This window comes from Dactylosporangium sp. NPDC050688 (assembly GCF_040654515.1).
Classification (GTDB): Bacteria; Actinomycetota; Actinomycetes; order Mycobacteriales; family Micromonosporaceae; genus Dactylosporangium.
Map to the genome: position 1 here is coordinate 64,522 of NZ_JBFAIC010000049.1, position 25,495 is coordinate 90,016.

Genomic DNA, 25,495 nt, shown 5'->3' on the forward strand with positions numbered 1-25,495 from the left:
ACAGTTTCATCGTTGCTCCTTGCGGGGGTTGGGATTCCGGCTGCTGGCCGCGGGTCCGGTGATCACCGCGTCGGGGGCGGCGAGCCCGCCCGGCCGCGGCGGCCGGTACGGGTCGGCCGCCGCGGCGAGGGCGGCGGTAGCGGCCGGCCCGTCCAGGACGCGGGCGGTGACACCGAGCCCGGACAGTGCCCGGACGGTGCCCTCGGCGCGGCGACGGGCCGTGGTGCTGTGCTGCCCGCCGTACTCCCCCGCACCGGCGCGGGTGACGACGAGGACCTGCCGGCGCAGCGGGTCGCGGCGTTCGGCGAGGTCGGCCAGGAACCGGGCGTGGTCGGCGCACGCCGAGGCCAGGGCCGGGTCCGGGAGCCGGTCCGCGACGCGGGCCAGGTTCCGGGCGCAGGACGCGAGGTCGACCGGCTGCGCTGACACGACGATCTGGGTCGGGGTGGCGAGGCTGTTGAGCCACCGGCCGAACGTGTCGATCAGCGCGGCCTGCTCCTCGCCGGTGCGCAGGGCGAGGTTGACGCTGGTCGCGGCGACCATCGCCGCTGTCGTGCCGCCGGCCCGGTCGACGAGGGTGATCTGCCCGTCGTCGCCGATCGCGTCGGCGGGCAGGTTCAGCGGCGCGGGCAGCAGCACCGTGCCCGGCGGTGCCTGCACCCAGTCGGGGGTCCGGGCGGTGGTGCCGGTCGTGGTCAACGCCCGCGGGCTGCGGCGGTACCGCAGCCCGGCGAGGAACCACACGTCGAGGGGCAGCCCGTCGCGGCGGCCGACGGCCACGCCGAACACGACGCCGCCGAGGACGACCGCCGCGGCGAGCAGCACCGGGACGGGCAGCAGGGTGTGCAGGGCGTTCCAGGCGGCGTAGCCGGCGACCGCGGCGACGGCCAGGATGGCCAGCTGCCGGAACGTCAGCCCGTAGACGACCTTGTCGGGTGCGTCGACATCGGCCGGCATCCGCGCGCGGACGGCATCCTCGTCGCGGGGGGTCATCGGGCGACCGCCCGGGTCATCCGGCCCAGGCCTGGCACGGCACGGGTCAGCTGCTGCACCACCACGACACGCACGACCATGCCGAGGAAACTCGGCCGCTGACCACCGACGGTCAGCAGGCGGCGCATCAAACCGGGGATCTTCACGGTGGTCCAGAGCAGGACCATGATGACCATGAGGTTCGTGACGCCGCCGTCGCCAGGCAGCCCGAACGCGAACAGCAGGGCGCTCTTGTCGGTGAGCATCCACTGCCCGGCGTAGAGGGTGAAGCCCTGGGCGACCGGCACGGCCAGGACACCGCCGTAGGCGCGCCACCACATCCGGGCGACCGGGTCGGTCTGCGGCAGCGCGTGACACGCCAGGGCGAGGGGTGCCGCCGCGGTGAGCACGAGGACGACCGCGAACCGGGTGATCATGCTCATCGCGGTGGAGCCGAGCAGGATCAGGATGATCACGGCACAGACGCAGAACAGCAGCCCGGACACCTTGTCCCGGGAGGCGAAGATGTGGGTCTTGATCGCGGTGACCGCCGCCGGACGGATCTCCCCGTCGCCGGCGAGGTCGTCCTGGGTGAGCGCGGCGGTGAGCGCGTTGGCCAGCTCGATGAGCTTGGCGCACCACAGCTGGCTGAAGTGCGCCGCGACGAACCCGACGACGCAGCGCGGGACGAGGTCTTTGGCGGTGTAGCGGGATCGCTCGTCGCCGCCGGCGCTCATGGTGAGCACGCCGGCGGCGACGAAGCACAGCACGAACACGACGTCGACGACCAGGACCGACCGGCCGGTCAGGGCCTGCACCTGCGGCAACGTCGTGACATCCGGGGTGACCAGCAGCGCGTTGGTGATCGTGCCGATCAGGCCGTCGAAGCAGGACAGGATCGCTTCGGCGAACCAGTCGAGAATGGTGTCCAGGAGCCAACCCATGATCGCCTCAGCCCCCGACGATGCCCTTGACGACGTCGAGCAGGACCGGCGCGAGGACCGCCAGCGCGTAGCCGCCCAGGGCGTTCTTGAAGTAGCCGTTGGCCTGCTCGACCCGCGTGGGGTCACCACCAGCGGTGGCCCGGTAGACACCGCCGAGGACCCCGTAGAAGGTCGCGATCGCGGCCAGGATCCCCATGACCCAGGCCTGCAGGTTGGCGATGACGACCGGCAGCGCGTTCGCCGCCACGACGACCGGTGCACCGGGACCGGCGGGATCGGCGGACGCGGCCGACGGCACCGCCAGCAGTACGGCGGCGACCGCCGAGACGGTCAACGTTCGGGCGGCGACCCGCCAGCCGCGGCGGCGGGCAAGGCCCTGCGTGCTGGCCGCCGCGGTGCAGGATCCGAGACCGGCGGCCGGATCGGCGGCCAGGTCAGCGGCCGGGCCGGCGGACTCGGCCGGGTGGTTGATGATGGTGTGCGGGTGTCGGGCACGCAGGCGTGCCCGAAGGATGCGGGACATGGTTGGGTTCACCTCCCGCCCCGCGCCGCAAACGGAACCCGGCGCCAAGGGGCGCGGGTGCCGGGCGCGGCGCGGGGCAAATGCTCGACGCAGCAGACAACGTGGGCCGCCGCCGGGCGGGATCCCGAGGTGGCGAGTGCGATCGGCCAGCCGTTGAGCGCCCGGGAGGAGCTCGTCCTCCCTTACGGGTCGGCTGTGGGATGAGGTGTCAGCGCATCACGTAGGCGCGGCACCCGGGCGCGTGGCCGGCGCGGCACTCGCAACCGGGATGTGCCCGGCGGCGGGCAGCACCCCCGGCGGGTCCGGCCGTCAAGCGGCCGGGCCGGGAAGTCCTGCACCCCCCTATCCGGGTTTGTGAGCCGTGGCGAACACCCCCCACCACTCACAGCCGCTCACAGCCGCTCACACTGCCGCAGCTGGTGGGTGCGACCCTCGCTCACAGCCGCCGCTGCCCCGCATGTGCGACCCGCTCTCACCTGCCGGCATCCCGGTGAGCGCACCACGTCCAGCGGACGGTGCGCCCGTTCACCGCACTGACCGGGCCGGGACGCGTGCAGTCGGGCGGGGCCCGGCGAGCACTCAGGGACGGGACGGGCAACGGGCCGTGCCGCCGACCTGGTGCGGTCGGCGGCACGGCCCGGACGACGAGACTGCAGCGGGTTGCCGGCCCACCCGCGTGCGCGCGGGCCGCGGGCGGCTGGAGGGGTTCAGGCGGCGGCGAGCCGCGCGGGTGCGGCGCCGGTCGCGGCACGGTTGGTGGTTCGGGCGGCGCGGGACAGCTGCCGCTGTTCGGCGTGCAGCGCGAGGGCCTGGCGGGCCTGCTGGGAGACGGTGCCGGTGAGGACGCCGTCGGCGAGGGCACGGGCCAGGCGCGCGTCGACGCGGCGCAGCCGCATCCGCAGCGTGTCCACGGTGACGCCGAGCCGCACGGCGATCGGCTCGATCGCCCGCCGGCCGAGGCGGGTGTCGATGTAGGGCTGCTCGTCGACCTCGTCGAGCAGCCCGAGCTCGACCGCGCGACGCACGAGCAGGTCGGGATGGCCCCACGGCCGTTGCGGGGTGCGGGGCCCGGCCGTGAAGGCGTCGAGATCCTCGACGAGGAGTACGTCGCCCTGCTGCGCGACGAGGGCCAGCCCGGCACGGTGCGCAGCCCGGCACAGACCCGCGTACGGGGCGGGCCTGGTGACGTCGACGTGGTCACGCAGCGCGGCCAGGAAGCCGGCGAGGACCTCGGCGTCCACGTCGTCGGGGTCGCCGCGCCAGCCGCTGGCGACCAGCGCCGCAGCGTGGCGCACCAGCGCCGGCAGGGCCAGAGCGGTCGCGGTGACGACCCAGGCGGGGCCGTCCAGACGGGCGCGGGTGATCAGCTCCCGCCACACCGCGTCCAGCGCGGCCCAGTCGCGCGGGTGCCGGGCCAGCCAGGTGCGCAGGTCCGCCACGTTGACCGGCGTGGTGGGCAGGCCGAGGGACACCTCGAGATGGGACAGGTCGATGCGCAGCGGGTCCGGTTCGCAGGTCAGCGCGGCGAACGCGGCGTCCACGCACGCGAACGGCGAGGGCGGCCAGCCGTCCTGCCCGGCGGTGGCCTCGTCGCGGCCGGTGGCCGCACCGTCCGGGTCATCGTGGCCGGTGACGTGATCGACCTGGCGGTCGGCGGCGACAGTGCTGGACGGCGCCGTGACGGTGGCACCGGCGTGGGCAGCGGTCGTGTCACCGGCAGGTTCGCCCGCCGTGTCACAGGTCGCGTCACGGGCGTTGTCACGGGCGTTGTCACGGGCGGTGCGGGTCGGGGTGGTGGTGGACACAGGCATGTCACGAGCTCCTATGACAGTGAGGATCTGCATTGACACCGGCGGTGTCGCTGGCGTTATTGGGCCAGACGCCACTCACACCGCACTGACAGTGCTGGTCACGACGCCGCGCCGAGGGTGTGACATCGCGTGGCGCCGGCCGTGTCACACGATCTTTGACATCGACCACTGTCGTTGACATGAGCAGATGTCACAGCCGCCGACCTGCGCATTGACATGACAGGACGTCGCGAACACGCGGTTGTGACACGGTGACACACGGCGCCAGTGACATGGCCGGGGCGCCGGCGCGGCGGCAGTCATGACATCCTCGACCCACCCACAGCCCGCTCACACGACAGGCGACAAGCCCGGCGTCCGCCGTGCGACACTACGGACGCCGCCACCATGACAGCGAAGATCACCTATTGAATTGACCAGCCATGGCGGCGAAATCTGTCGACTGACATGACATCGCGTCAACGACTGTTGTCGATGACATCAGCGTGCCGTGCGCTGCCGCCGTAGGTCGGTGATGGAGGTACGCCGACAGGCCGCGCCCCGTCTACCATCGCCGTGGATGTCTGGCCGGTCGCAGCCGCGTCGAACCGCGATGAGGACCCTGCCGGCCCACATCAGTTGAGCCGCCCGACGGGACCGGCGGACGGTGACACCGAGTGGTGAGCGGCGGGGCGATCCCACGAACCCCTCCTGGGACCGAATTTGCGACGGGCTGGCACAGGGGCACATCCAGGCGACTGTGAGCGGCTGTGGGCGACAAGGGTCTTGACAGGCATGACGGCTGTGAGTGGGTACCGCTCCGTTACAGCCGTCGCCTCCGGCTGTGAGCGGCTGTGAGCGGTGGGATCTTGGCAGCAGAGGCCGCTGTCAGCGGACACCACCTTCCGATCGGTCACAGACAGCTGCTGTGAGCGCGTCCAGTGCGACCGTGCGTGACGGCGCGGGGTTGTGAGCGGCTGTGAGCGGTGGGGGGTGTTCGCCACGGCTCACAAACCCGGATAGGAGGGTGTCAGCGCTTCACGGCGCGGCGCGGAGCCGACAGCCACATGAGCAAGCACCCGCCGCACCACCCCACCAATCCCAACTCCGACCCCGACCGCGACCCGGCCGGCGAGTTCGCCGGCGAATCCGTCGGCGAGGACCGGTCGCTGGTCGACCTCGTCGCGGGCGACCCGCCCGTGCCGATCACCGTCTGGCGCACCGCCCGCCGCCCCGGCGACCACGGCGCGTCGATGCCCGCCCGGCTGGCCCGGCGGCTCGTCGCCGCCTACAGCCGCCCCGGCGAGTCGATCGTCGACCTCACCGACGACCACGCCCTCACCACCGCCTGCCGCACCGGCACCCGTCGGCACCACCCGGCCTGGTTCACCGACGTCGCATCCCTCACCGTCGGACCCGCCACCGCCACCGGCACCGGCACCGACGGCACCGACCTGGCCGACGACGAGGCCGACACCGATCTGCCGATGCCGCACCACGGTGCCCGCCCCACCCGCGTCACCCGCACCGACCCCGACGGCGACGCTGACAGCGGCGCAGACCACGACCAGGCCGCTCCGGCGGTGTCACCGGCCGACTGGTTCGGCGACGACCTCACCGACGCCGACCTGCCGCCGCAGCACCCGCCGGTCACCCCGGTACCCGACGGCGCGTCGCTGACCGGGCTGACCAGCCTCGTCGTCGCCAGCTGGCCCCTGGACCCGGACCCGGCCGCGGGCCGGATCCGGCTGGCCTGGCTCCTGACCGCCTGCCGGGAACTGCTGCGCCCGGGCGGCTGCCTCGTCCTCGTCGTGGCCGCCCCAACCGGACACCCCAGCTCCGGACACCCCGGCTCCGGACAGCCGGTGACACCGGAGGACTTCTCCCCGATCGTCACCGCGGCCGCCCGCACCGGGCTGGGCTACCTGCAGCACATCGTCGCCGTCGCCGCCGACATCAGCGGCGAGCACGGCGACGCGTTCGTCTACCACGTCGACGACGAGGAGCTGCTCGCCCTGTCCCACGCCCGCGCGACCGACGCCGGTCAGCAGTGGACCGTCGCGCACCTGCGGGTCCACGCCGACCTGCTCGTCTTCACCACCACCACCGCGCACAAGGGCACACCGCGCGCCCGCCGGACCGGCCGGGACGGAGGTGCGCAGCATGGGTAGCTCCCGCACCGCCCTCGCCACCGGCCCGGACGAACCGGACCGCACCGACCACCCGGACACCGCCGAACCCGGCGCCGGCGGGCACACCGGCCGGCACCGCACCGACGACGCCCGGCACCGCGCCACCGGCGACAGCTCCACCGTCATGCCGGAGGGGTTGTCGGTGTGGGCGACCGCCCAGCGGACCGGGCCGGTCCAGCGCCGCGGCCGGTACGTGCCGGACTCGGTCCAGCACCCGGCCCGGATGCTGCCGGCGATCGCCGCGCACGCCATCGCCGCCTACACCGACCCCGGCGACCTGGTCCTGGACCCGATGTGCGGGATCGGCACCACCCTGGTGGAGGCCGTGCACGCCGGCCGGGACGCCCTCGGCGTGGAGTACGAGTCGCGCTGGTCCGACATCGCCGACGCCAACCTGCGCCACGCCCGCACCCAGGGCGCACCAGGTCGGGGCGGGGTGATCCGCGGTGACGCCACCAGCATCCTGTCCCTCGTCCCGGCCGCCCTCACCGGGCAGGTCGCCCTCGTGGTGACCTCGCCGCCGTACGGGCCGACCGTGCACGGGCACGTCGCCGTCGGCGACGACCTCGACATCTCCAACAACCGGTACAACGACGGCACCGACAAGGGCAACCTCGCCTACCGCGACCTGACCGGCCTCGCCGACGGGTTCGCCGACATCCTGCGCGGCTGCGCCGCCCTGCTGCGACCCGGCGGGACCGTCGTGGTCACCGCCCGGCCGTGGCGCAAACGCGGCGAGCTCGTCGACCTGCCCTCGGCGGTGATCGGCGCCGGTGTGCGCGCCGGGCTGATCCCGACCGAGCGGTGCGTGGCGCTGCTCGCCGCGGTCCGGCACGGCAAGTTCGTGGCCCGGCCCAGCTTCTTCCAGCTGCAGTCGGTGCGCAAAGCGCGGGCAGCGGGCACGCCGATGCACCTCATCGCGCACGAGGACGTGCTCATCTTCACCAAGCCCACCGACCCCGGCGACCGCACCGAGCTCGCTGACCCCGCCGTTCCCGGCGAACCGTCCGCACCGGACCGTTCCGGAGGGCGCCCGTGACGCCCACCCACAGGTATCTATCGCTGGGTGCCGGCGTACAGAGCTCGGCCTGCCTGCTGCTGGCCGCCCGCGGTGAGATCCCCCGGTTCGACGCGGCAATCTCGCCGACACCGGCTGGGAACCCGCTGCGGTCTACGTGCATCTGGACCGGCTGCAGCGGATCGCTGCCACCGCCGGGATCCCGCTCGTGCGGGTATCGGCCGGGCACATCCGCGCCGACGCCCTGGACCCGGCCCACCGCTTCGCCTCGATGCCGCTGTTCACGCTCGGCCCGAACGGCGAACGCGGGATGGCCCGCCGGCAGTGCACATCCGTTCTCCGCACGCGACGGCGGGGCGTCTCTGGTGTCTCCGGTGGGGGCGAATCCGGCCGCAGTGCACGTGGGAGACGGGGGTGTCTCCAGCGTTCCGGTGCTCAGGTCGACGGATCGCTATGTCAGAGGGTGCAGGAGTTCCTCGGCGATCTGTTGGACTCGGGCCAGCGTGATCCCGGTGCGTTGCTCAACGGCGAGCGGATGGTCGGTCGGCTCGAGCTCGACGAGCGGGCGCTCGCCGACTGGCTGCGTGTGTACGCGGGTCTTGAGATTCAGCGTCGTCGGTTGGTAGATCGGAATCTCGGTGGACAGCCAGCCGAAGTACGACGGTTCGTGCTCGCGTCCCGTGGTGGTCCACACCTCGTTCATACGGTTGAAGTTGGGCTGGCTCACCGTCACCCAGACGCCCCAGTCGAACTCCTCGTCCGCGTCGATGACCGGGATGACGATCCGGGCGCGGACGAAGAAGTGCTCCCGCTGGATGACGCACTGCTCGTCGGTGAGCTGGCTGGTCTCCTCGGTGGCAAGCTCGTCGCGCCAGTAGGCAGGAGCGTCGCTGCCGTAGGAGAACGGCAGGCCCTCGTGGCGACGCCCGCATCGTCCGCACATGTAGCTGATCTCGTCGGTCACGACGCGACAGTACCGCCCAGGTCGGGACGGGTGTTCCCGGCGACGCGGGCGAGGGACCCACGGGCGCAATCGACTGTCGACCTCTCCATGAGCGCCTACGTTCGGCTGATGTTTGCTCAACAAATTGTGATGCCCGGATCGGGTGCGGTGTCGTGGACGGTGGTCGGGGACGACCTGCTGCCGGTTCCGGCGGTAGAGGCGTTCCTGTCGTACCTGGCGGCGGTGGAGCGGTCGCCGCTGACGGTGCGTACCTACGCCCATGACCTGGCGGTGTACTTCCGGTTCCTGGCCGAGCGGGGCGTCGACTGGCGGCGGGCCAGCCTGGACCTGCTGTCCGGGTACATCTTCTGGCTGCGCCGTCCCGCGTCCAACGTGGTGGTGCTCGATGTGGAGCAGTCGCGGCGGGCACCGCGCACGGTAACCGGATGCTGGCCGCGGTGTCGTCGTTCTACGACTACCACGCCCGCTGCGGCACCGAAACGGCCGTGGCCGAGCAGTTGACGGTGTGGCGGCGCATCGCCCGCCGCGACTACAAGCCGATGCTGCACCACCTGTCCAAGGGCCGGCCGGTGGCGACCTCGGCGTTGCGGCTGCGCACGGACCGGCGGCTGCCGAAGACGCTGACCGCCGAGCAGGTCCAGCAGCTCCTGGACGCGTGCGTGCACCTGCGGGACCGGTTTCTGATCGCGTTGCTCTACGAGACCGGGATGCGGATCGGGCAGGCGTTGGGGCTGCGGCACGAGGACATGCGCACCTGGGAGCGGGTGGCGATAATCGTGCCGCGCGCGGACAACGCCAACGGCGCCCGCGCCAAGACCCGCCGCGAACACGAGATCCACCTCAGCGCGCCGCTATGCCGGCTGTTCAGCGACTACATGGACCTCGAGTACGGCGACCTGGACAGCGACTACGTCTTCGTCAACCTGTGGTCGCCGCCGCGGGGACGGCCGCTGACCTATCCGGCCGCGCGGGGGCTGGTGCAACGGCTGCGAACCGCGACCGGGATCGGCTTCCACCCCCACCAGCTGCGCCACACCCACGCAACCGACCTGCTGCGCGGCGGGGTGCGGCTGGAGGTCGCCGCCAAGCGGCTCACCCACGCGTCCGCGCAGACCACCGAGGCGTTCTACGACCATCTCACCGCCGAGGACGTCCGCGCGGACATCGACGCGTTCTGGGCCGACCGCCCGGCGGTGATCCAATGACCCTGACCGTCGTCGCAGCGCCGGCGCCGGCATCGTATGCCGAACGCCTGGATGCCGCAGTACGGGCCGAGTTCCGCGTCACGGTCTACCGACCAGCGGCGGACAACCCGGTGCTGGGCCGGCCCGGCCCGGCCTGCAGGGTGCCCAGCTGCGAAGGTGAGCGAGGCGGCCGACACGGCTGGTGCCAGCCGCACCGCGACGCCCACGCGGCCAGCGGCCTGGACGCCACGGCGTTCCTGGCCGTTGCCCAGCCGCGTGCCGTGCGCCGCGCCGCCCCGCCAGCACGCTGCGCTGCGGTCGGCTGCACCAACCTGGCCGCAACCCGAGGCTGGTGCGCCCCGCACTACCAGAAGTGGCACTGGCGGGGCCGTCCCGCCGGCTTCACCACCAGCGCGCCGCCGGTGCCCACCATCGCGTCCTGCCGGGTGCCGCACTGCGAGTATCCGGCCGCGGCGGCGACCGGTGCCGGGCTGTGCACCCAGCACCGCCGGGACTGGCGCCGCGCCGGGGAACCCCCGGTGGTGCGCTACGTCGGCACCGCCGCGTTCTACGGGGCGAAAGGCGCCTACCTGCTGCACGGGCTGCCGACGCTGATGACCGCCGAACTGCAGTACGGGCTGCAGCGCATCACCGACCTGGCCGAGGGCTCTTACGCGCCGTCGGTGTTCAACCGGGTCACCGCCGCGCTGCGGGCCGTTTCCGGCTCCCGCACGTCGCTGCTGGAGCGTCCGTTCACTGGGTGGGTGTCGCACCTTCCGGCCGGCCGGTCCCAGTCACTGCTGCGGCGCATCTACGACGAACTGCGCGCGGTCGCCGACGACGGGGTCGACGAATGGGCCAAGGACCGGTGGGACCTGCGCCGCCTCGGCGTGCACGGCCCGCAGACCGGGCGGGAGCTGCGCTTCGACCTGATCCGCCAACCGTGGCTGCGGGCCGCCGCGAAACGGTGGGTGCGGCACAACCTCAGCCGCAACACCAGCGTCGGCACCGTCCGCCACCACGTCCTGGCCGTGCGGCAGTTCAGCACCTACCTCACCCAGACCGGCACCGCCGGCAGCGGCGCCGCCCAGCTGACCCGCGCCGCGCTGGAAGGGTTCCTGTCCTGGATCGCCACGGACATGCCGCACCCGCGCACCCGCAACCGGCGCATCAGCGCGGTCAAGGTGCTCATCCAGGACTGCCGCCGCTTCGACTGGGCGCCGATCCCCGCCACCGCCGTGTTCTACCTCGACGACTTCAACCGGGTCCCCGACGCCAAACCCCGCGCGCTGAGCGAGGACGTCATGCGGCAACTGGAATCCCCGGCCAACCTCGCCCTGCTGCCCGACGACGGCACCCGCGCCGTGGTCGTCCTGCTGATGCGCACCGGCGTGCGGGTCGGCGACCTCGTCCGGCTGCCGTTCGACCCGATCAGCTACGACCCAGCCAACGCGGCCTACCTCGACTTCCACATGCACAAACTGCGCCGCGACCACCGCATCCCACTCGACACCACCGCCGAGGCCGTCATCCGCGGCCAGCAGCACCACGTCCGCAGCCGGTGGCCGGACGGCTGTCGGTGGCTGTTCCCCGGCCTGTCCGGCAACGCCGCCGGACACCGGCACTTCGCCTACGCCACCGTCCGCAACCGGATCAACGCCTGGGTCAACCAATGCCGCGTCATCGACGGATCCGGCCAACCCGTCCACGTCACCCCGCACCAGTTCCGCCACACCCTCGGCACCCGGATGATCAACGACGGGGTCGCCCAGCACGTCGTGCAACGCCTCTACGGCCATGAAAGCCCGCAGATGACCGCCGTCTACGCCCGGCTGACCGACCAGACCCTCCGCGAAGAGTTCGACCGCTGGTGCGGCAAACGGGTCAACATCCACGGCCACGTCGTCGTCCACCAACCCGGCGACGAGGCGGCCTGGCTCAAGGAACGCCTCGCCCGCGCCAAGCAGACCCTGCCCAACGGCTACTGCGGCCGGCCCCTGCAACACGCCTGCCCACACCCCAACGCCTGCCTCACCTGCCCGGACTTCCTCACCGACGGCCAGTTCCTCGACCAGCACCGCGAGCAACTGGCCCGCACCCGAGACCTCATCGCCGACGGCCGCACCCGCGGCAGCCTCCGCATCGTCGAGATCAACCAGCGCGTCGAAACCAACCTCGCCTGCATCATCGCCAAGATCGAACAGTTGGAGCACCCGTCGTGAACGTCGACAACACCCACCACCTCCGCGAAGCCGAGCGGCAACGCCACGCACGTCTCCTCGACCAAGCCCGCGCAGCGCTGCGCCGCCTGGACAACGCCGGCAAACCGGTCACCGTCGCCGCCGTCGTCCGCGAATCCGGCGTCTCCCGCGCCTTCCTCTACCGCCAAGCCGACCTCGTCGCCGAAATCCAGAGACTGCGCAACCGCCAGACCGCCACCGGACAACACATCCCCGCACACCAGCGAGCCGGTCACGCGTCCCAACACGCCCGGATCCGCCAGCTCGTCACCGCCAACACCGAACTACGAGCCGACAACGCCCGGCTCCGCGAGCAGAACGCCCAACTTCTCGGCCGTCTCCGCGAACTCGCCGCGACGCACCCCCGACCCCCGGACGACGGGAGGTAGCCGGTGCCCACCCCTCAACAGCACCACCCGAAGACATCACAACGAGCGCCGCACATCCAGCACGCCCCGCTGGCCACCCCGCCGTCACGGTCGCTTCGACGCCAGGACCACCACACGGTCAACGGCCGGGACGAAGCCCAGCAGCGGCTCGTCGGGGCAGCCCTCCGCTGTCAGTACCACCGGCTTACCCAACGTCCGCCCGAGCGCGCGCAGGAACCCGCACAACAGATCCAGCCGATCCTGGCCCTGCAGCTCCCGAAGGTCGACGTCGAAGTCGACCTGCTCGACCGCGTACATCCAGAAGATCGCCAACATCCCCTCAGCCGGCCAGACACGCAGCGCTACCGTCTCCTCGTCCGGACGGTCGAGCATGTCCAAGGCCCGCACGGGCAGCTGCGCACTCCGGCCACCGACGGCGTACTCATGCCGCCAGCCGGCCGACCGGACCAGGTCGAGCACCGACTGCCAGTCGGCGATCGTGGTGTCCTCGACCCGCACGTCCGGCAGCACCCCGTTGGACTCCGGGTCGAACCAATCCTTGACCTCATCCCACGACACGTCCGGCACGAGCACATGCTGCCCGGCCGGGAACACAACCGCACCCGCATTCCGACATGCGGTGCGGGACAACAGCCAAGCTCCGCTGGTCCAGTGCGCATCCCCACCCGCCGCAACCCCCACATCGGAGACATGTCTCCAGCACAAAACTGCAGCTCACGGCCTACCGAAGCGTTCGAGCGCAGAGTACCTCCGAGTACAAGATCAAACCGATCAAGGCGGAGGTCCGGCGGCGGCTCGGCTACCCCCACCCGCAGCGCGTGCCGGCCGGTGTCACCGCCGAGATCGCGATCGGGATCTCCGTCGACGAGATCCACCGGGCGCGGGACGCCGACGTGGCCTACATGCGCAACGTCTTCCCGCTGCTCGACCTGGGTTGGCGGCGCGGCGACTGCGAGCGGTACCTCGAGCAGCACGGCGTGTCCGGGGTCGGGAAGTCGTCGTGCCTGGGGTGCCTTATTTGGAATTTGATCTTCGTACGGTTGTTGGTCATGACAACGATCGAATGGAGCAAGTTTCCCCTGGTAGCCGGGCATGAGCAGGCCCGGCGGTGGCTACGGTTCACTGCGAACATCGGCCGGGCGCCGAACACGGTGCTCGCGTACGGCCGAGCGGTTGAGGACCATCTGCGGTTCTGCAGCGCGACGGGCGCGGATCCGTTGACGGTACGGGCCGACGCGGTGGCCGGGTGGATCGGCGATATGCACGAGCGGCCGAATGCCAGGGCTGGCAAGGCGGCAGGCGTCGAGCCCGGTACAGGGCTGTCAACTGCCACGATCCAGCAATACGTGATCGCGGTGCGCTCGTTTTACGAGTTCCTCGTCGAGGACGGGCTCCGCGAGCGCAATCCGGTCCGGCGTGGACAGTCCGGGCGGCGCGGTCGTCGTCCCCGGCAGGGTCTGGTGCGGCGGGTGGAGCAGGCGCCGTGGATCCCGAACGAGTGGGATTGGCAACGGATCCTGCATGCCGTGGTGGCGGAGCCGTTGCGTAACCGGTTGATGGTCGCGTTGGCCTACGACGGTGCGCTGCGTCGCGAAGAGCTGGTGCAGTTGGCCGTGGAGGACTTCGAACCGGCGTACCTGCTGATCCATGTGCGGGCGGAGACGACGAAGTCCCGACGCGCCCGTGAGGTGAGCTTCGGCACGGCCACGTCGCAGCTGTTCATGGCGTACCTGGGTCAGCGGCGTCAGGTCCTGGGTCGCACGGGTGGGCGGTTGCTGCGTAGCACGTCGCGGCGCAACGCGGGGGCGCCGCTCGGCCCGTCGAGTTGGTCGAAGATCGTCGCCCGGATCGGGCGGCGGGCCGGCACGCCGCGGTTGTCTCCGCACACGTTCCGGCATCTGCGGTTGACCGATCTGGCCCGCGCGGAGTGGACCATCGATCAGATCGCCCAGTACGCCGGTCATCGAGATCTTTCGACGACGATGCGCTACATCCATCTGTCCGGGAGGGAACTGGCTGCGAAGCTCCGCCGCGCGAACGCTTCCATTCAGGCCGACCGGGAGCGGCTGCTGGCGAGCCTGGTGGTGATGCCGTGACCGCCAGGAAGCCGAGCGGCGCCCACGCTGTGGGCGGGCCGGCGAAGCTGACGGCCACGGAGCGAGAAGCGTTGGCTGCGTGGGCGGACAAGCGTTGTCCGAAGCTCACCGCGCGGACCGGTGCACCGCTGGCCCGGCTGATCGAGCCGATCCTGGCCGCCACAACCGGCTGGAGCCAGGTGGACGCGGCCGACATCCGCAACCTTCTCCTGCGCGAGGTGCATCGGCGGCAGCAGCCGTACTGGGCCTGGGACGAGCCGGCATGGGTCGCAGTCGCGGGTCCGTCGTGGCGCAAGGCGCCCGCGTCGACACCGACCAGGGTCCAGCGGTCGAAGGTGGTCGCGTTGGGGCACCGCCTCGGTGGCCAGCGGCGGTTGCACGCCCGCGCCGGCGTGTGGCGGCTACGTGGTGTCGCCGATCTGCTCTACGGGCCCGAACCGGTCCAGGCCGCACTCGACGAGGTGACCACGACGCTCGCTGCGTGGGGTACCTCGCCACACACGGGTGACCAGGTCACCCAGGCTGTGCTGGACATCCTGCTCACCTGCGCCAGCCCACGGCTGACCGACGTCACCGACGAGGCGCTGGCCGCGTTGGTTGCCGAGTACCCGGCCGGGTCGAACCGTCGCAAGGGCATCTTCAAGGTGTCACGCGTCTTGGCGCACCTCGGGATCATCGCGGCGCCGCTGACCACTCACCACCACCGCCGTGGCCCATGGGCCGAGACGCTGGAGTCAGTTGCGCCGCCGTGGCGGGACTGGGCGCTGCGGTGGCGTCGGTTGTCCACATTGGAACCGATGACGGTCCGCTCCCGGTTCTCCACGATCCTGGTCGCCGGACGGTGGGCCGCTGAACGCCACCCCGAGGCGGTCACCCCGGATCGGTGGACCCGCGACATCGCGGCCGAGTACGTCGCTGACACCCTGACCGCCACAATCGGCCAATGGGCCGGGTCCAACCGCAACCGCAGCCGGTACGGGCAGCCACTCAGCGCCCGCGGCAAGGCCCAACGCATCGACGGGATCCGCGGGTTCTTCTGTGACCTGATCGAATGGGAATGGATCACCGGCCGGTTCGACCCGCGGCGGGTGCTCAGCCTGCCGCTGTCGGTGCACGCCCAGATCGGACCCAACCCACGGATCATCGACGACGCCGCGTGGGCGAAGCTGATGGCCGCCGGGATCACCCTCAACCCTGAAGACCTCAACGACTACGGCTCCCCCGCTGCCCGCGCCGCCGGCAGCACCGCCACGTACTACCCGATCGAGATGGTCCGCGCACTCGTCGGTGTCTGGCTGTTCGGCGGCTGCCGCATCGACGAGATCTGCCGGCTGGAACCCGACTGCATCGTCTGGGACCAGGCGCACGACGCCGACACCGGTGAGGCGTTCACCGCCTGCCTGTTGCGGGTGCCGCCGAACAAGACCTCCGCGGCGTTCAGCAAGCCCGTCGACCCGATCGTCGGGCAGCTCATCGACGCGTGGAAGCTGGTCCGCCCGGCCCAGCCGCTGCTGGTCGACCGCAAGACCGGGCAACGCCGCGAGTTCCTGTTCTGCCACCGCGGCCAACGTGTCGGCGGCGGCTACCTCAACAACCAGCTCATCCCGGCGCTGTGCCGTAAGGCCGGCATCCCCGAGACCGACTCCCGCGGCGCGCTGACCAGCCACCGGGCCCGTGCCACCATCGCCACCCAACTGCTCAACGCCCGCGAACCGCTCACCCTGGCCGACCTGCAGCAGTGGCTCGGGCACAAACACCCGGGAAGCACCCGCCACTACGCGCAGATCCTGCAACGCACGCTGACCGCGGCATACCGCAAGGCCGACTACTTCGCCCGCAACGTGCGCACCATCCAGGTCCTCATCGACCGAGAGTCGATCCTCACCGGCGCAGCCACCGGCGGCGGGCAGCCCTGGAAGTACTACGACCTCGGCGACGGCTACTGCAGCTACGACTTCTTCGCCAAATGCCCGCACCGGCTCGCCTGCGCCCGGTGTTCCTTCTACCTACCCAAGCAATCCAACGCCGGCCAGTTACTGGCCGTCAAAGACGGGATCGACCAGATGCTCGAGCAACTCGACCTCACCGACGACGAACGTGTCGCGCTCGAAGGCGACCGCGACGCCGTCGCCGCTCTTGCGCAGCGGCTCGCTGACACACCGACGCCAGCCGGACCCACACCGAACGAGCTCGGCCAGGCGACCGCGTTCATTCCGCTCACCGACGTGCGAGCCCGACCGCCGGAGGTGCCGTGACCGACCACAACACCGCCACCCGACAGGACCCACTCGAAGAAGCCCGAACCAGCGGAGCCACCAACTCCACGCTCCAGCGGGCGACAACCCCGCGGACGAACTCAGACCAGGCCCAGTACGGCGCTACTCCATCCGACCGTGACCCATTGACTCATAAAAATATCCGGTCGTTCGCCCTCGTGTCCAAGCGCTCGGCCTGTCTCGAAGTCCGGCTGACGACCCGGATCCTTGGCGAGCCAACGCTCAACCAGCCGAACCGCCTGTTCCTGGTTGCCTTTACACACAAGCCATTCAGCAAGATCGACCACATACAGACTGACGGTCACATCAGGGACTTCGACCGCGATCCGTTCCGGATCTCGCGAAGCATCAAACCAGGGCAGAGCAACGGCGCGCAGCAACCCAACGAACGCATCAAGCTGGTCGCCCCGGCTGGCGGGAACCGTCAGGTCGACCTGCGCCCAGCCCCGGGTTGCGGTCAGCGCTCCAAGCGGATGCCCGCACACCCAGTCGTCGTTCTCCTCGGCACAGCTGGTCAGGTCCGGGTTCGCGCGACGCCACTTCCTCAACGCGCCATCGCGCACGTTGAGGACCACGCCGAACTCAACGAGCTGACCCGTGCGGTTCCACTTCGAGCGCTGCAGGTGAATCTGTTCCCGGCGGACACCCACGCGCCGCTCCAACTTCGCCAGCGACCGGGCCCAGACAAACCCGTCGTCACGCAGCCGCGACGCCAGCCACTCGCCCGCCGCACCGACCACCTCTGCGGGTTGATCGAGCGCCGCCAGCTTGGCCGACATGTCCTCGTCGTCCGACCTGCTGTCCCTTTGCGCCGAACTCATGATCCCATCCTCGCACTGCGCAGCTCACGGCACGCCAACCATCACCCGGCCAGTGATCGTTACCGGACATTCGCAATAACGTGCCCCTACCACGACGACCGGTTCTGGTCGGCGTTGCGGGCCGGCAGCCCGGCCGAGTGGGCCGACGCGGTCGCGTTCGACGCGGCGATCCGGCACGGGTCGGCGCGGGCCAACGCCGACGGGCATCCGCTGCGTGGGCAGTTCTTCCTGCACCGCCAGCGGGTGCCCCTCGACCAGGTCGTGCTGCGACCGAAACCGGCGACCGACGACAGCGACGGCACCGGTGGTGACGCCGGTGGCGGTGGTGACGCGCCGGGGTGCGGGCCGTGGACCTGCCCGCACCCCAGCGAACCCGGCACCGACCTGACCGCCGACCTGACCGCCGACCCGGGCGACGGTCGCGGCGGCGCGTGGGAGGTGGCGTGAGTGCGGACCTCACCGGCGCCGCACCGGGCCGGCACACCGCACCCGGCGACCCCGGCGCGGCCACCGGGCTCGGCGGTGGGCCGCGGATCGGATCGCTGTGCACCGGCTACGGCGGGCTCGACCTCGCCGTCGAATGGGTCCTCGGCGGACACCTCGCCTGGTACGCCGAAACCGACCCGCACGCCACAACGGTCTGCGAACACCACTGGCCCGGCATCGTCAACCTCGGCGACATCCGGCACGTCGACTGGAGCGGCATCGAACCGGTCGAGATCCTCACCGCCGGGTTCCCGTGCCAGGACATCTCCAACGCCGGCAAACGCGCCGGCATCACCGGCGAACACTCCAGCGTCTGGACCGCCGTCGCCGACGCCGTTCGCGCACTTCGACCACCACTCGTCTTCGTGGAGAACGTCGCCGCCCTCCTGCACCGCGGCTTCGACACCGTCCACGCCGACCTGGCCCAGATCGGGTACGACACGCGCTGGGCATGCCTACGCGCATCCGACATCGGCGCACCCCACCGCCGCGACCGGCTGTTCCTGCTGGCCGCCGACCAGCAACGCCTCCACGCACGCGCCGACACTGCCGACCCCGTGCGCCCGTGACGGCCGCGGCGTCGGCCACCAACACGGCCTGCCCGACCTCATCGAGCCCGGCGGCACCCGCCACCATCTCCTGCCGACACCGACCGCCGTGCCGTACGGCACCAACCAGTCACCCTCACCCGGCGCGGCGATCCGCCCCAGCCTCGACAGCCTCGCCCGGGCACAGCTGGCACCCGCCCCGAGAGCCGGCAGCGGCACCGGCCCCATCGACGGCAGCAACCGCAACGTGGTGTGGCGGCCGACTCCGGAGACGGCGGTCCACGGCGACGAAGCGGCACGAGTCGGGAAACCCTCCCAGCCACGCCGGCTGCCCACACCGACGGTTGCCGGCAGCCGATCCTCGGCCGACGCCACCGCCGGACGGGCCCTTCCACCCAGCGGGCACGCCAGCCGGGCCCTGACCGACGCCGCTCGGCTGCTGCCCACCCCACGCGCCACTGACGGCAGCAAGGGCTGCCCCGGACAGCGCGGCTCACACGGCGACCTGACCTTGCCAGCAGCGGCCGTCCGGTTCCTGCCCACACCCCGCGCGTCGGACGGGCACGGAGCCAGCGACCACGACGACGGCCGGGCTGACCTGACCACCGCTGTCGCCGGCACCCACACCGAGACGGTCGGCCGGATGGCCGCCGAACCGTCGGTCGAGCTCGGACAGCCCGACGATCAGCGCTGGGGCGAGTACGCCACAGCCGTCACCCGTTGGGAGGTCCTACTCGGCCGACGTACGCCGGAGCCGTCGCAGCCCGGCAGGCACGGCAAACCGGTCCTCGCGCCGTCGTTCGTCGAGTGGCTGATGGGGCTACCCGAGCTGTGGGTCACCCACCCGCAGCTCGGGCTGCCCCGCACCCGCGCGCTGCGAGTGCTCGGCAACGGGGTCGTGCCACAACAGGCCGCCGCCGCCCTGTGCCTGCTCCTGGACCCCGACCGGTGGGCGGCACCATGAGCACCCACCCGGCCAACGACGCCACGTCATCCGGCAACCAGGACCGGCGAGCCACCGCGACATCGGACGCCGGCGTCGACTGAATCGGCGCCGCAGCGCCGCCTGGCGGACGAGCTACGAAACGGTGCGCACACCACTGCACCACGCCGGCAGGCCGGACGTCGCGCCCGGTCTGCCGGCGGTGTGGACCGATGTGACGTACGACCTTGAGCCGACGGCCGAAAACCACGTTGGCGGCCGGTAGCCGTGTTCGACGAGGTGTGACCGTCCCCGATCCAATCGGCACGATCTGGCTCGACCTCGGCGTGGTGACGGCACAGGCAGCCGCCGAATCCGCCTCTGCGCCGCCAGCGCTGGAACAGCAGGTGTGCCGAGTCGACGTCGATGTCCGACCACAACACACCCCCGTCAGATCTTCGCGGTCAGACCCTTTGCCGTCCGAATCTGCAACGGCACAGCCGGCTGTCCGTCCCGCCTCTCGCTGCCCTGTGCAGGACCGACTCGGGCGGCATCCTTGTCCCCTTTCCCGGCTCACTGCTGAAGGAGCAGCCCGTGACCAGCAACCGTCCGGCCCAAGACGCCAGGCACCCGACGCCGACCGTACCGCCGCAACCTCCGACAACGACCCGCGACGGGGAAGAGCCTTGGACGGAGGAACGTATCCGCGCGCTCGGTGCCATCACCGACCTGCCAACCGCCGCTAGCGTGTTCGGTCTCGGGCGCGCCCTGGCGTACCAGCTCGCCAGGAACGGGCAGTTCCCGATCCCGGTCCTGCGAGTCGGCAACCGCTACCGCGTCGCCGTCGCCGCAATCCTCACCGCACTGCAGCTACCCGCCGAGCCCTCCCTCACCCCGACAACCGCCGCACCCGACAACGACGGCCTTGGCTCCAGCGCAGCACATGGTGGTATGAACACAACAACGGAGTAGGCGCTAAGCACCGTGGTCGAGATACATCGTTTCAGCAACGCGCTCACCGCCCTGGCTTCGTCGGCAAAAACGGGCCCAGATATGCGTGAGTCCGGGGCCTGGGCGAGTCACTACTTCTTGATCATTATCTGTGGTTTGGGACCCACCCGCAGCATGCTGCGGGTGGGGATGCGTTTAGAACGGCGGACTGAGCCATTCCGCGCAACGATCTGCTGACGCTGGGTGACGTTCGGTGGTGCGGCGGTCGACACGCCGGAATCCGTTGCCGTGCAACGAAAAGACGCAGAACCCCGGTATGAAGGTGGTCCTCTCACAGATCAACTTCACATGGGGCTCTGCGCCGACGATGAGTGTCACATACATCGCGTCCTTGCCGGTACGCGACGAGACGGTGGACTTCCTGGCCGGTCTGCTGACAGCCGAGCGTGCCCGACGCGGCACCCGGCAACGGACCAGGTCGCTGCCCTGTCATGAGCAGGCGGTCCTTGTGCTGCGCTGGTTCTGCGACGGCATCCGGATGAGACAGCTGGCCCGCGACAACGCGATCAGCGTCTCGACCGGCTACGACTACCTGCACGAAGGTATCGACGTCCTCGCCGCCCGCTCGCCGGGTCTGCACGGCGCACTCCTCGCCGCCAAGGCCGCCGGTTACGGCCACGTCACCATCGACGGCACCCTGATCGAGACCGACCGGTGCCGTACCCCCGGCCCGACCCCAGGCGTGGACCTGTGGTGGTCAGGCAAGCACGCCCAGCACGGCGGCAACGTCCAGGTCATCACCGCGCCGGACGGCTGGCCGATCTGGACCTCGCCGGTACGGCCCGGCCGGGAACACGACACCACCGCGGTCCGCGCCCACGCCGAGATCCTGCCCACCATCACCGAGGTCGCCGGTGATCTGCGCACGCTCGGCGATCTCGGCTACGAAGGCGAGGCCGACACCATCACCATCGCGTTCAAGAAGCCCAAAGACGGCCGGCTCACCCTGCACCAGCAGCAACTCAACCACGCCCACAACGCGGTACGCGCCATCGCCGAACGCGGCAACGCCCTGCTCAAAGGCATGTTCAGGGCGCTGCGCAACGTCAGCCTCTGCCCACGGCGGATCGGCGCAATCGTCGCCGCCGCACTCGTTCTGCTCCACACCGACCACGCCCGCACCACATGATGACCATCAGTGATCAACACGTTGCGCGGAAAGGCTCACTGGATGACGATCTTCCGATCGACGCGGTCGGCCTGCTCATCGTGGACGCTCGGAGCTGACGATCAGAGGCCCATCCGTATGGTCAGGAGCACATAGCAGAGGATCATGGCTTTGTTCGCGAGTTCGGCGCCACGTTGCCAGCACCGCGCGCCGTAATGTTCGTGAGAACCGGCACCACTCGCAGATCTTGACCACCCGGTGATGCCGACGGTCGCTCCCAAGCCCGTTCACGCTGTGTACAAGCGATCATGAAACCATTCAGGGTGCGAGTGCGCGGATCTGCCGATGAGCGCGCACGTAATCATGGTATGAAGTCCCTCGATGCAGCGACTGATACGAGTCTGGACAGGTGCCGGAGTGAGGCTCGGTACTGATCTGGACAAGTAGGACGTTGCAGTACTCGACGCTCAGGTTCGTACAGGTTATATTGGCATCTTTCAGCCAGCGATCGAGCGGGGATGTCTATATGCCCACAATGCTCTACTATCCGTTTGCCGCCGCACCGACCAATGTCATCCAGCAAGCAATTCTCTATTGGGACGGCTTACGCACTGTAGTAGCGCCGGGATGGCGGTCGCGCCTAGGACCAGAAATGGAAGCGATCAGAGATAGAGGTTTTTACGCCCCCATCAGACCGTATCGGGACTATCGGCGTGCATTAACTCAAGATAGAGTTATTCCGGATCTTCAGCAGGCCCTTAGCGAAATTGGCCCGCTTGATGTCCAAATTCCTGAAGAGCCGCCTATTCTCAATTCGAACACGATGCTCTACGAGGGGAAGCTGAATCCGGGCGTCGTGGATATGTTGATAACGCAAGGATACGCGGTTCGGCATCCGGATTCGCCGAGTCGGCTCTACGGATCTCCGCGACTGATGCACATGGTGATCAGCATCATGGCTTCCAGGATCGCCGCCGATAATAACTGGCGGCACGGTAGTGAAGGGCCAGAAAGCCTGTATCCACACACGGATATAACGACTGCGTTTCGATTGAACGTCGACCCTATTGCAGGGCGCCGGGTGTCGGATGGTTGGAAGGTTGGAAGGTTGACATCGGACCCCTCCTTCCCGTGCCGGGAGAGGGTGTCGATCTTGGTAGTCTCTGGGAATTCCGAGAAAAGCATGAACCGTCTCGTGTTGATATGATGAACGCGCTTGCGGCTTTTCTCGGATCGCTGGAAAGTCTCCATCCAAGGGACGCGTACGCCCGCGTCGAACGCCAGTTAGCCGACGCGCGAAACCAATTAGTGCGGCACGGTCGAGAATCGGGCATCCCGCTGGTTATCCGGCGGGGAGCGCTGGTAGCAGTTGCGGTCGCCGCTGAGTATGCCGGCCAGCGTATGGACATTCCTGGCCTTGGTCTCGGCGTTACAACTCTCGGAGTAGTGAGTGGCCTAGCGGTAAACGTAGCCAGCAAATCGATTCAACAACAGAGTGGCATCGAACATGACTATCGCTATCTGCACCTGGCGGAATCTGAGTTCAAGGATTCTGGCTTTCCTGTCTAAGGGACGTCTCGTAACCCCGATCTCGGTCCGCTGGGACGGTCGTCGATGATGCCTGGGTACAGGTGATCTCCGCAGCCCGGCCCGAGTGGATCTTTCCGTTCACCGGGCTGCAGCCCGCCCAGTTCCGCCGGCTGGTCCGTCTTGTCGCCGAGCGAGGCGGGGACTCGATCACCGACGGGCGGCCTGGACGGCAGTGGGCCCTCAACCTCGCCGATCGGATGCTGCTGGTGGCCGCGTACTGGCGCACGAACCTGACCATGCGTCAGATCGGACCGCTGTTCGGGGTGTCGCACTCCGCTGCGCACCGGGCCATCGACACGCTCGGACCGCTCCTCGCACTCGCCCCGGTGCGGCGGCGGCCGGTCGACCAGATCGCCATCGTTGACGGCACGCTGATCCCGACCCGGGACCACCGCCTGGCCGCACGGAGCAAGAACTACCGGTACTCGACGAACCTGCAGGTCGCCATCGACGCGAGCACCCGCCTGGTCATCGTCGTCGGTGACCCTCAGCCGGGCAACCGCAACGACACGGTCGTCTACCGCACCTCGGGCATCGACCAGAAGCTGGCCGGACGACCGGTCATGGCCGACGGCGCCTACCGCGGCAACCCCGAAGTGATCATCCCGTACCGCAAGCCCACCGATGGCAGCGATCTGCCGGCCTGGAAGGAAGACCTCAATGCCCAGCACCGCACGGTCCGTGCCAGGGTCGAACACACCCTGGCCAGGATGAAGAACTGGAAGATCCTGCGCGATTACCGCCGCGCCGCCCACACATTGGCCGACGCCGCTTCCGGCATCGCCAACCTGTACAACATCACCCTCGCAAGCTGAGCACCAACCCGGTACCGGGCAGCGCCTTCACCGCGTTACGAGACAGCTCTTAAAAGGGCACCATTGCAGAGTGGTAAGCATCCGCACATGCCGCGGACAGCGCGTTCGCGGTGGTTGCGCTCAGTGCTATCGCCGCAGTCGGCGGCCTTGGATGTTGGCGTTCTGGGTGAGGTCGGGGCGCAGCTGGGTGCGGGTGCGCATCAAGATCCGTCCGAGCATGTTCTTGCCGGTGCCGCTGCGGCCGCGTCCCCAGTAGTGGTCAGTGCTGGTGTCCTCGACGATCTCCTCGTCGCCGGTGTCCAACAGGATGGCGCGGATGTCGGCGTGGGCGGTGAACTTGGCCGTCACGGCCCGGCGCATCACGTCGTCCTTGACCCGTTCCCAGTCGCGGCGCAGCGGCCGGGACCGGTCGCGGCCCAGCTCGGCGGCCCGCAACGGGGTCGCCGTCCGCCGGATGAGCTCGGCGTGGCGGGTGCCGGGGAACTTTTGGGCCTGGAAATAGTGCTCGGCGGTCGTCCACCAATGGCCGTCGAGGTCGAAGCCGTGGCCAGAGAAGTTGGAGAAGCAGCCGTAGGGAACCTCGTCAGCACCGTAAAAGTAGATCGTCATCTGGGCCTCGGAGCGGGGATCGGGGACCTGACCGTGTCACAGCCATCGACAGAGCGGCAACCGGGTTCGCGGCCACCATCTGGATCTGCCGCTGGTCTCGCGCGGCACCGTTACAGTCCTCGTCACAGTGAGCGACGCACCCCGGCGACACCGACGCTTCCCGTCTTGCCGAAGAGCGGATGTCCAGGTTCGCGTATCGGTGCACCTGTGCCATGCGATTCAGACCCGGGTAGCTGCCCTTTAGGGTGTCGCCATGCGTGTGGAGAAGTTGGTTGCCCTGGTGCCGCCGCCGGACGAGGTGATCGATGCACCGCGTCGGCAGGCCTTCGCTGACTGCGAGGCTGAGCTCGGGGTGATCCTGCCAGCTGACTTCAAGGATCTGCTGAGCGCCTACGGAATGGGCAGGTTCTTCGACTACCTCTTCGCGTACCCGTTGTCAGGCCGAGGTATGAACCTCGCGCGGAACACTGCACTACGAGACGGCCATGCGGACGCTCGCCGCCGACATCCGGATTGGTACCCGTACCCGCTGTACCCCGAAACAGATGGCCTCCTGATTTGGGGCGGCACCTACGACGGGCACTCGCTGTGCTGGCTGACCAAGGGAGAGCCGGACAGGTGGCCGGTAGTCGTGTGGCATCAGCGCAACGGCGACCATCACCTGTACGAGCGCGGTGCCGTCGCATTCATCGTCGACTGGGTGCAGCACACCCTGCCGGCCCAGATCGTGCCGATGCCCCCGGAGGACAAGGCCTGGTTCGAGCCGGCCCGCAAACTCGACGAGGTCTACGTGTACGTCGACGGTGGAAGCGGCAGCTTTGAAGACCGCGTACGACTCCTGCACCAGGTCTTCGGCCCTGTCCAAACCCGCGGCGCGAGTACCGAGGACGGGCACTACGAGGTGTTCCGCCCCGGGTTAGATGGAGACATCGAAACCTGGAGGAACACCGGCAATGCCTGCACCGAAGAAGTACAACGATGAGCTGCGTGAGCGTGC

Annotated in this window: 25 protein-coding genes; 17 read left to right on the forward strand and 8 right to left on the reverse strand. The window is 69.8% G+C overall.

Annotated features, from left to right (window positions below; translation table 11 throughout):
- Positions 1 to 6: 6 nt before the first annotated feature.
- The 4 genes from AB0H83_RS35200 to AB0H83_RS35215 all read right to left on the reverse strand — a co-directional run bounded on the left by AB0H83_RS35200 (position 7) and on the right by AB0H83_RS35215 (position 4,250).
- A complete protein-coding gene (locus AB0H83_RS35200; RefSeq protein WP_360102719.1) occupies positions 7 to 993 on the reverse strand; it encodes a PrgI family protein in 987 nt (328 codons plus the stop codon).
- Positions 990 to 1,916, reverse strand: a complete 927-nt coding sequence (locus AB0H83_RS35205; RefSeq protein ID WP_360102721.1) for a hypothetical protein — start codon at positions 1,914 to 1,916, stop codon at positions 990 to 992. Before AB0H83_RS35205 ends, AB0H83_RS35200 begins: the two co-directional genes overlap by 4 nt.
- 7 nt (positions 1,917 to 1,923) lie before the next feature.
- A complete protein-coding gene (locus AB0H83_RS35210) occupies positions 1,924 to 2,250 on the reverse strand; it encodes a hypothetical protein (protein ID WP_360102771.1) in 327 nt (108 codons plus the stop codon).
- Positions 2,251 to 3,146: 896 nt separating this feature from the next.
- A complete protein-coding gene (locus AB0H83_RS35215; protein ID WP_360102723.1) occupies positions 3,147 to 4,250 on the reverse strand; it encodes a hypothetical protein in 1,104 nt (367 codons plus the stop codon).
- Positions 4,251 to 5,296: 1,046 nt separating this feature from the next.
- Here AB0H83_RS35215 and AB0H83_RS35220 point away from each other — a divergent pair.
- Together AB0H83_RS35220 and AB0H83_RS35225 are read left to right on the forward strand one after the other, a co-directional pair.
- Positions 5,297 to 6,400, forward strand: a complete 1,104-nt coding sequence (locus AB0H83_RS35220) for a hypothetical protein (RefSeq protein WP_360102725.1) — start codon at positions 5,297 to 5,299, stop codon at positions 6,398 to 6,400.
- Positions 6,393 to 7,460: a DNA methyltransferase gene (locus AB0H83_RS35225; protein ID WP_360102727.1), complete on the forward strand. Its 1,068-nt coding sequence runs from the start codon at positions 6,393 to 6,395 to the stop codon at positions 7,458 to 7,460. Before AB0H83_RS35220 ends, AB0H83_RS35225 begins: the two co-directional genes overlap by 8 nt.
- 430 nt (positions 7,461 to 7,890) lie before the next feature.
- Here AB0H83_RS35225 and AB0H83_RS35230 read toward each other — a convergent pair whose 3' ends face one another.
- Positions 7,891 to 8,403, reverse strand: a complete 513-nt coding sequence (locus tag AB0H83_RS35230) for a DUF2199 domain-containing protein (protein ID WP_360102728.1) — start codon at positions 8,401 to 8,403, stop codon at positions 7,891 to 7,893.
- Between the two features lie 129 nt (positions 8,404 to 8,532).
- On the opposite strand from AB0H83_RS35230, the gene AB0H83_RS35235 reads away from it, so the two are divergent.
- The 4 genes from AB0H83_RS35235 to AB0H83_RS35250 are packed head-to-tail and all read left to right on the forward strand — an operon-like array spanning position 8,533 to position 12,216.
- A complete protein-coding gene (locus AB0H83_RS35235) occupies positions 8,533 to 8,904 on the forward strand; it encodes a site-specific integrase (RefSeq protein ID WP_360102729.1) in 372 nt (123 codons plus the stop codon).
- Complete coding sequence (locus AB0H83_RS35240; RefSeq protein WP_360102731.1) at positions 8,829 to 9,608, forward strand: tyrosine-type recombinase/integrase; 780 nt, start codon at positions 8,829 to 8,831, stop codon at positions 9,606 to 9,608. Before AB0H83_RS35235 ends, AB0H83_RS35240 begins: the two co-directional genes overlap by 76 nt.
- Positions 9,605 to 11,809, forward strand: a complete 2,205-nt coding sequence (locus AB0H83_RS35245) for a tyrosine-type recombinase/integrase (protein ID WP_360102733.1) — start codon at positions 9,605 to 9,607, stop codon at positions 11,807 to 11,809. The genes AB0H83_RS35240 and AB0H83_RS35245 overlap by 4 nt, the downstream gene beginning before the upstream one ends.
- The gene (locus AB0H83_RS35250; RefSeq protein WP_360102735.1) at positions 11,806 to 12,216 is read left to right on the forward strand and encodes a DUF6262 family protein; all 411 of its coding nucleotides are present in this window, start codon (positions 11,806 to 11,808) and stop codon (positions 12,214 to 12,216) included. The genes AB0H83_RS35245 and AB0H83_RS35250 overlap by 4 nt, the downstream gene beginning before the upstream one ends.
- Positions 12,217 to 12,300: 84 nt before the next feature.
- Here the strand turns inward: AB0H83_RS35250 and AB0H83_RS35255 are convergent, their stop codons facing one another.
- Entirely contained in the window at positions 12,301 to 12,783 is a 483-nt protein-coding gene (locus tag AB0H83_RS35255) for a hypothetical protein (protein WP_360102737.1), read from the reverse strand.
- A gap of 251 nt (positions 12,784 to 13,034) precedes the next feature.
- Here AB0H83_RS35255 and AB0H83_RS35260 point away from each other — a divergent pair, with 251 nt between their 5' ends.
- Complete coding sequence (locus tag AB0H83_RS35260; protein WP_360102739.1) at positions 13,035 to 14,312, forward strand: site-specific integrase; 1,278 nt, start codon at positions 13,035 to 13,037, stop codon at positions 14,310 to 14,312.
- Positions 14,309 to 16,567, forward strand: coding sequence for a tyrosine-type recombinase/integrase (locus tag AB0H83_RS35265; RefSeq protein WP_360102741.1), 2,259 nt, complete (start codon positions 14,309 to 14,311; stop codon positions 16,565 to 16,567). Before AB0H83_RS35260 ends, AB0H83_RS35265 begins: the two co-directional genes overlap by 4 nt.
- Before the next feature lie 101 nt (positions 16,568 to 16,668).
- Here AB0H83_RS35265 and AB0H83_RS35270 read toward each other — a convergent pair whose 3' ends face one another.
- The gene (locus AB0H83_RS35270) at positions 16,669 to 17,409 is read right to left on the reverse strand and encodes a hypothetical protein (RefSeq protein WP_360102743.1); all 741 of its coding nucleotides are present in this window, start codon (positions 17,407 to 17,409) and stop codon (positions 16,669 to 16,671) included.
- Between the two features lie 114 nt (positions 17,410 to 17,523).
- Here AB0H83_RS35270 and AB0H83_RS35275 point away from each other — a divergent pair, with 114 nt between their 5' ends.
- The 8 genes from AB0H83_RS35275 to AB0H83_RS35310 all read left to right on the forward strand — a co-directional run bounded on the left by AB0H83_RS35275 (position 17,524) and on the right by AB0H83_RS35310 (position 23,889).
- On the forward strand, positions 17,524 to 17,856 hold the full coding sequence (locus AB0H83_RS35275) for a hypothetical protein (RefSeq protein WP_360102745.1): 333 nt from the start codon (positions 17,524 to 17,526) through the stop codon (positions 17,854 to 17,856).
- A complete protein-coding gene (dcm, locus tag AB0H83_RS35280; protein WP_360102747.1) occupies positions 17,853 to 18,464 on the forward strand; it encodes a DNA (cytosine-5-)-methyltransferase in 612 nt (203 codons plus the stop codon). The genes AB0H83_RS35275 and dcm overlap by 4 nt, the downstream gene beginning before the upstream one ends.
- Positions 18,465 to 18,552: 88 nt before the next feature.
- Entirely contained in the window at positions 18,553 to 19,407 is an 855-nt protein-coding gene (locus tag AB0H83_RS35285; RefSeq protein ID WP_360102749.1) for a hypothetical protein, read from the forward strand.
- Positions 19,408 to 19,959: 552 nt separating this feature from the next.
- The gene (locus AB0H83_RS35290; protein WP_360102751.1) at positions 19,960 to 20,337 is read left to right on the forward strand and encodes a DNA-binding protein; all 378 of its coding nucleotides are present in this window, start codon (positions 19,960 to 19,962) and stop codon (positions 20,335 to 20,337) included.
- 346 nt (positions 20,338 to 20,683) lie between these two features.
- A complete protein-coding gene (locus tag AB0H83_RS35295) occupies positions 20,684 to 21,505 on the forward strand; it encodes a transposase family protein (protein ID WP_360102753.1) in 822 nt (273 codons plus the stop codon).
- A gap of 514 nt (positions 21,506 to 22,019) precedes the next feature.
- The gene (locus tag AB0H83_RS35300; protein WP_360102755.1) at positions 22,020 to 22,691 is read left to right on the forward strand and encodes a hypothetical protein; all 672 of its coding nucleotides are present in this window, start codon (positions 22,020 to 22,022) and stop codon (positions 22,689 to 22,691) included.
- On the forward strand, positions 22,688 to 23,053 hold the full coding sequence (locus AB0H83_RS35305) for a hypothetical protein (protein ID WP_360102757.1): 366 nt from the start codon (positions 22,688 to 22,690) through the stop codon (positions 23,051 to 23,053). Before AB0H83_RS35300 ends, AB0H83_RS35305 begins: the two co-directional genes overlap by 4 nt.
- Positions 23,054 to 23,115: 62 nt before the next feature.
- The gene (locus tag AB0H83_RS35310) at positions 23,116 to 23,889 is read left to right on the forward strand and encodes a transposase family protein (protein WP_360102759.1); all 774 of its coding nucleotides are present in this window, start codon (positions 23,116 to 23,118) and stop codon (positions 23,887 to 23,889) included.
- A gap of 126 nt (positions 23,890 to 24,015) precedes the next feature.
- Here the strand turns inward: AB0H83_RS35310 and AB0H83_RS35315 are convergent, their stop codons facing one another.
- On the reverse strand, positions 24,016 to 24,498 hold the full coding sequence (locus AB0H83_RS35315) for an NADAR family protein (protein WP_360102761.1): 483 nt from the start codon (positions 24,496 to 24,498) through the stop codon (positions 24,016 to 24,018).
- Between the two features lie 253 nt (positions 24,499 to 24,751).
- Between AB0H83_RS35315 and AB0H83_RS35320 the strand changes: the two genes are divergently transcribed.
- Positions 24,752 to 25,480, forward strand: a complete 729-nt coding sequence (locus AB0H83_RS35320; RefSeq protein ID WP_360102763.1) for an SMI1/KNR4 family protein — start codon at positions 24,752 to 24,754, stop codon at positions 25,478 to 25,480.
- Positions 25,481 to 25,495 lie beyond the last annotated feature (15 nt).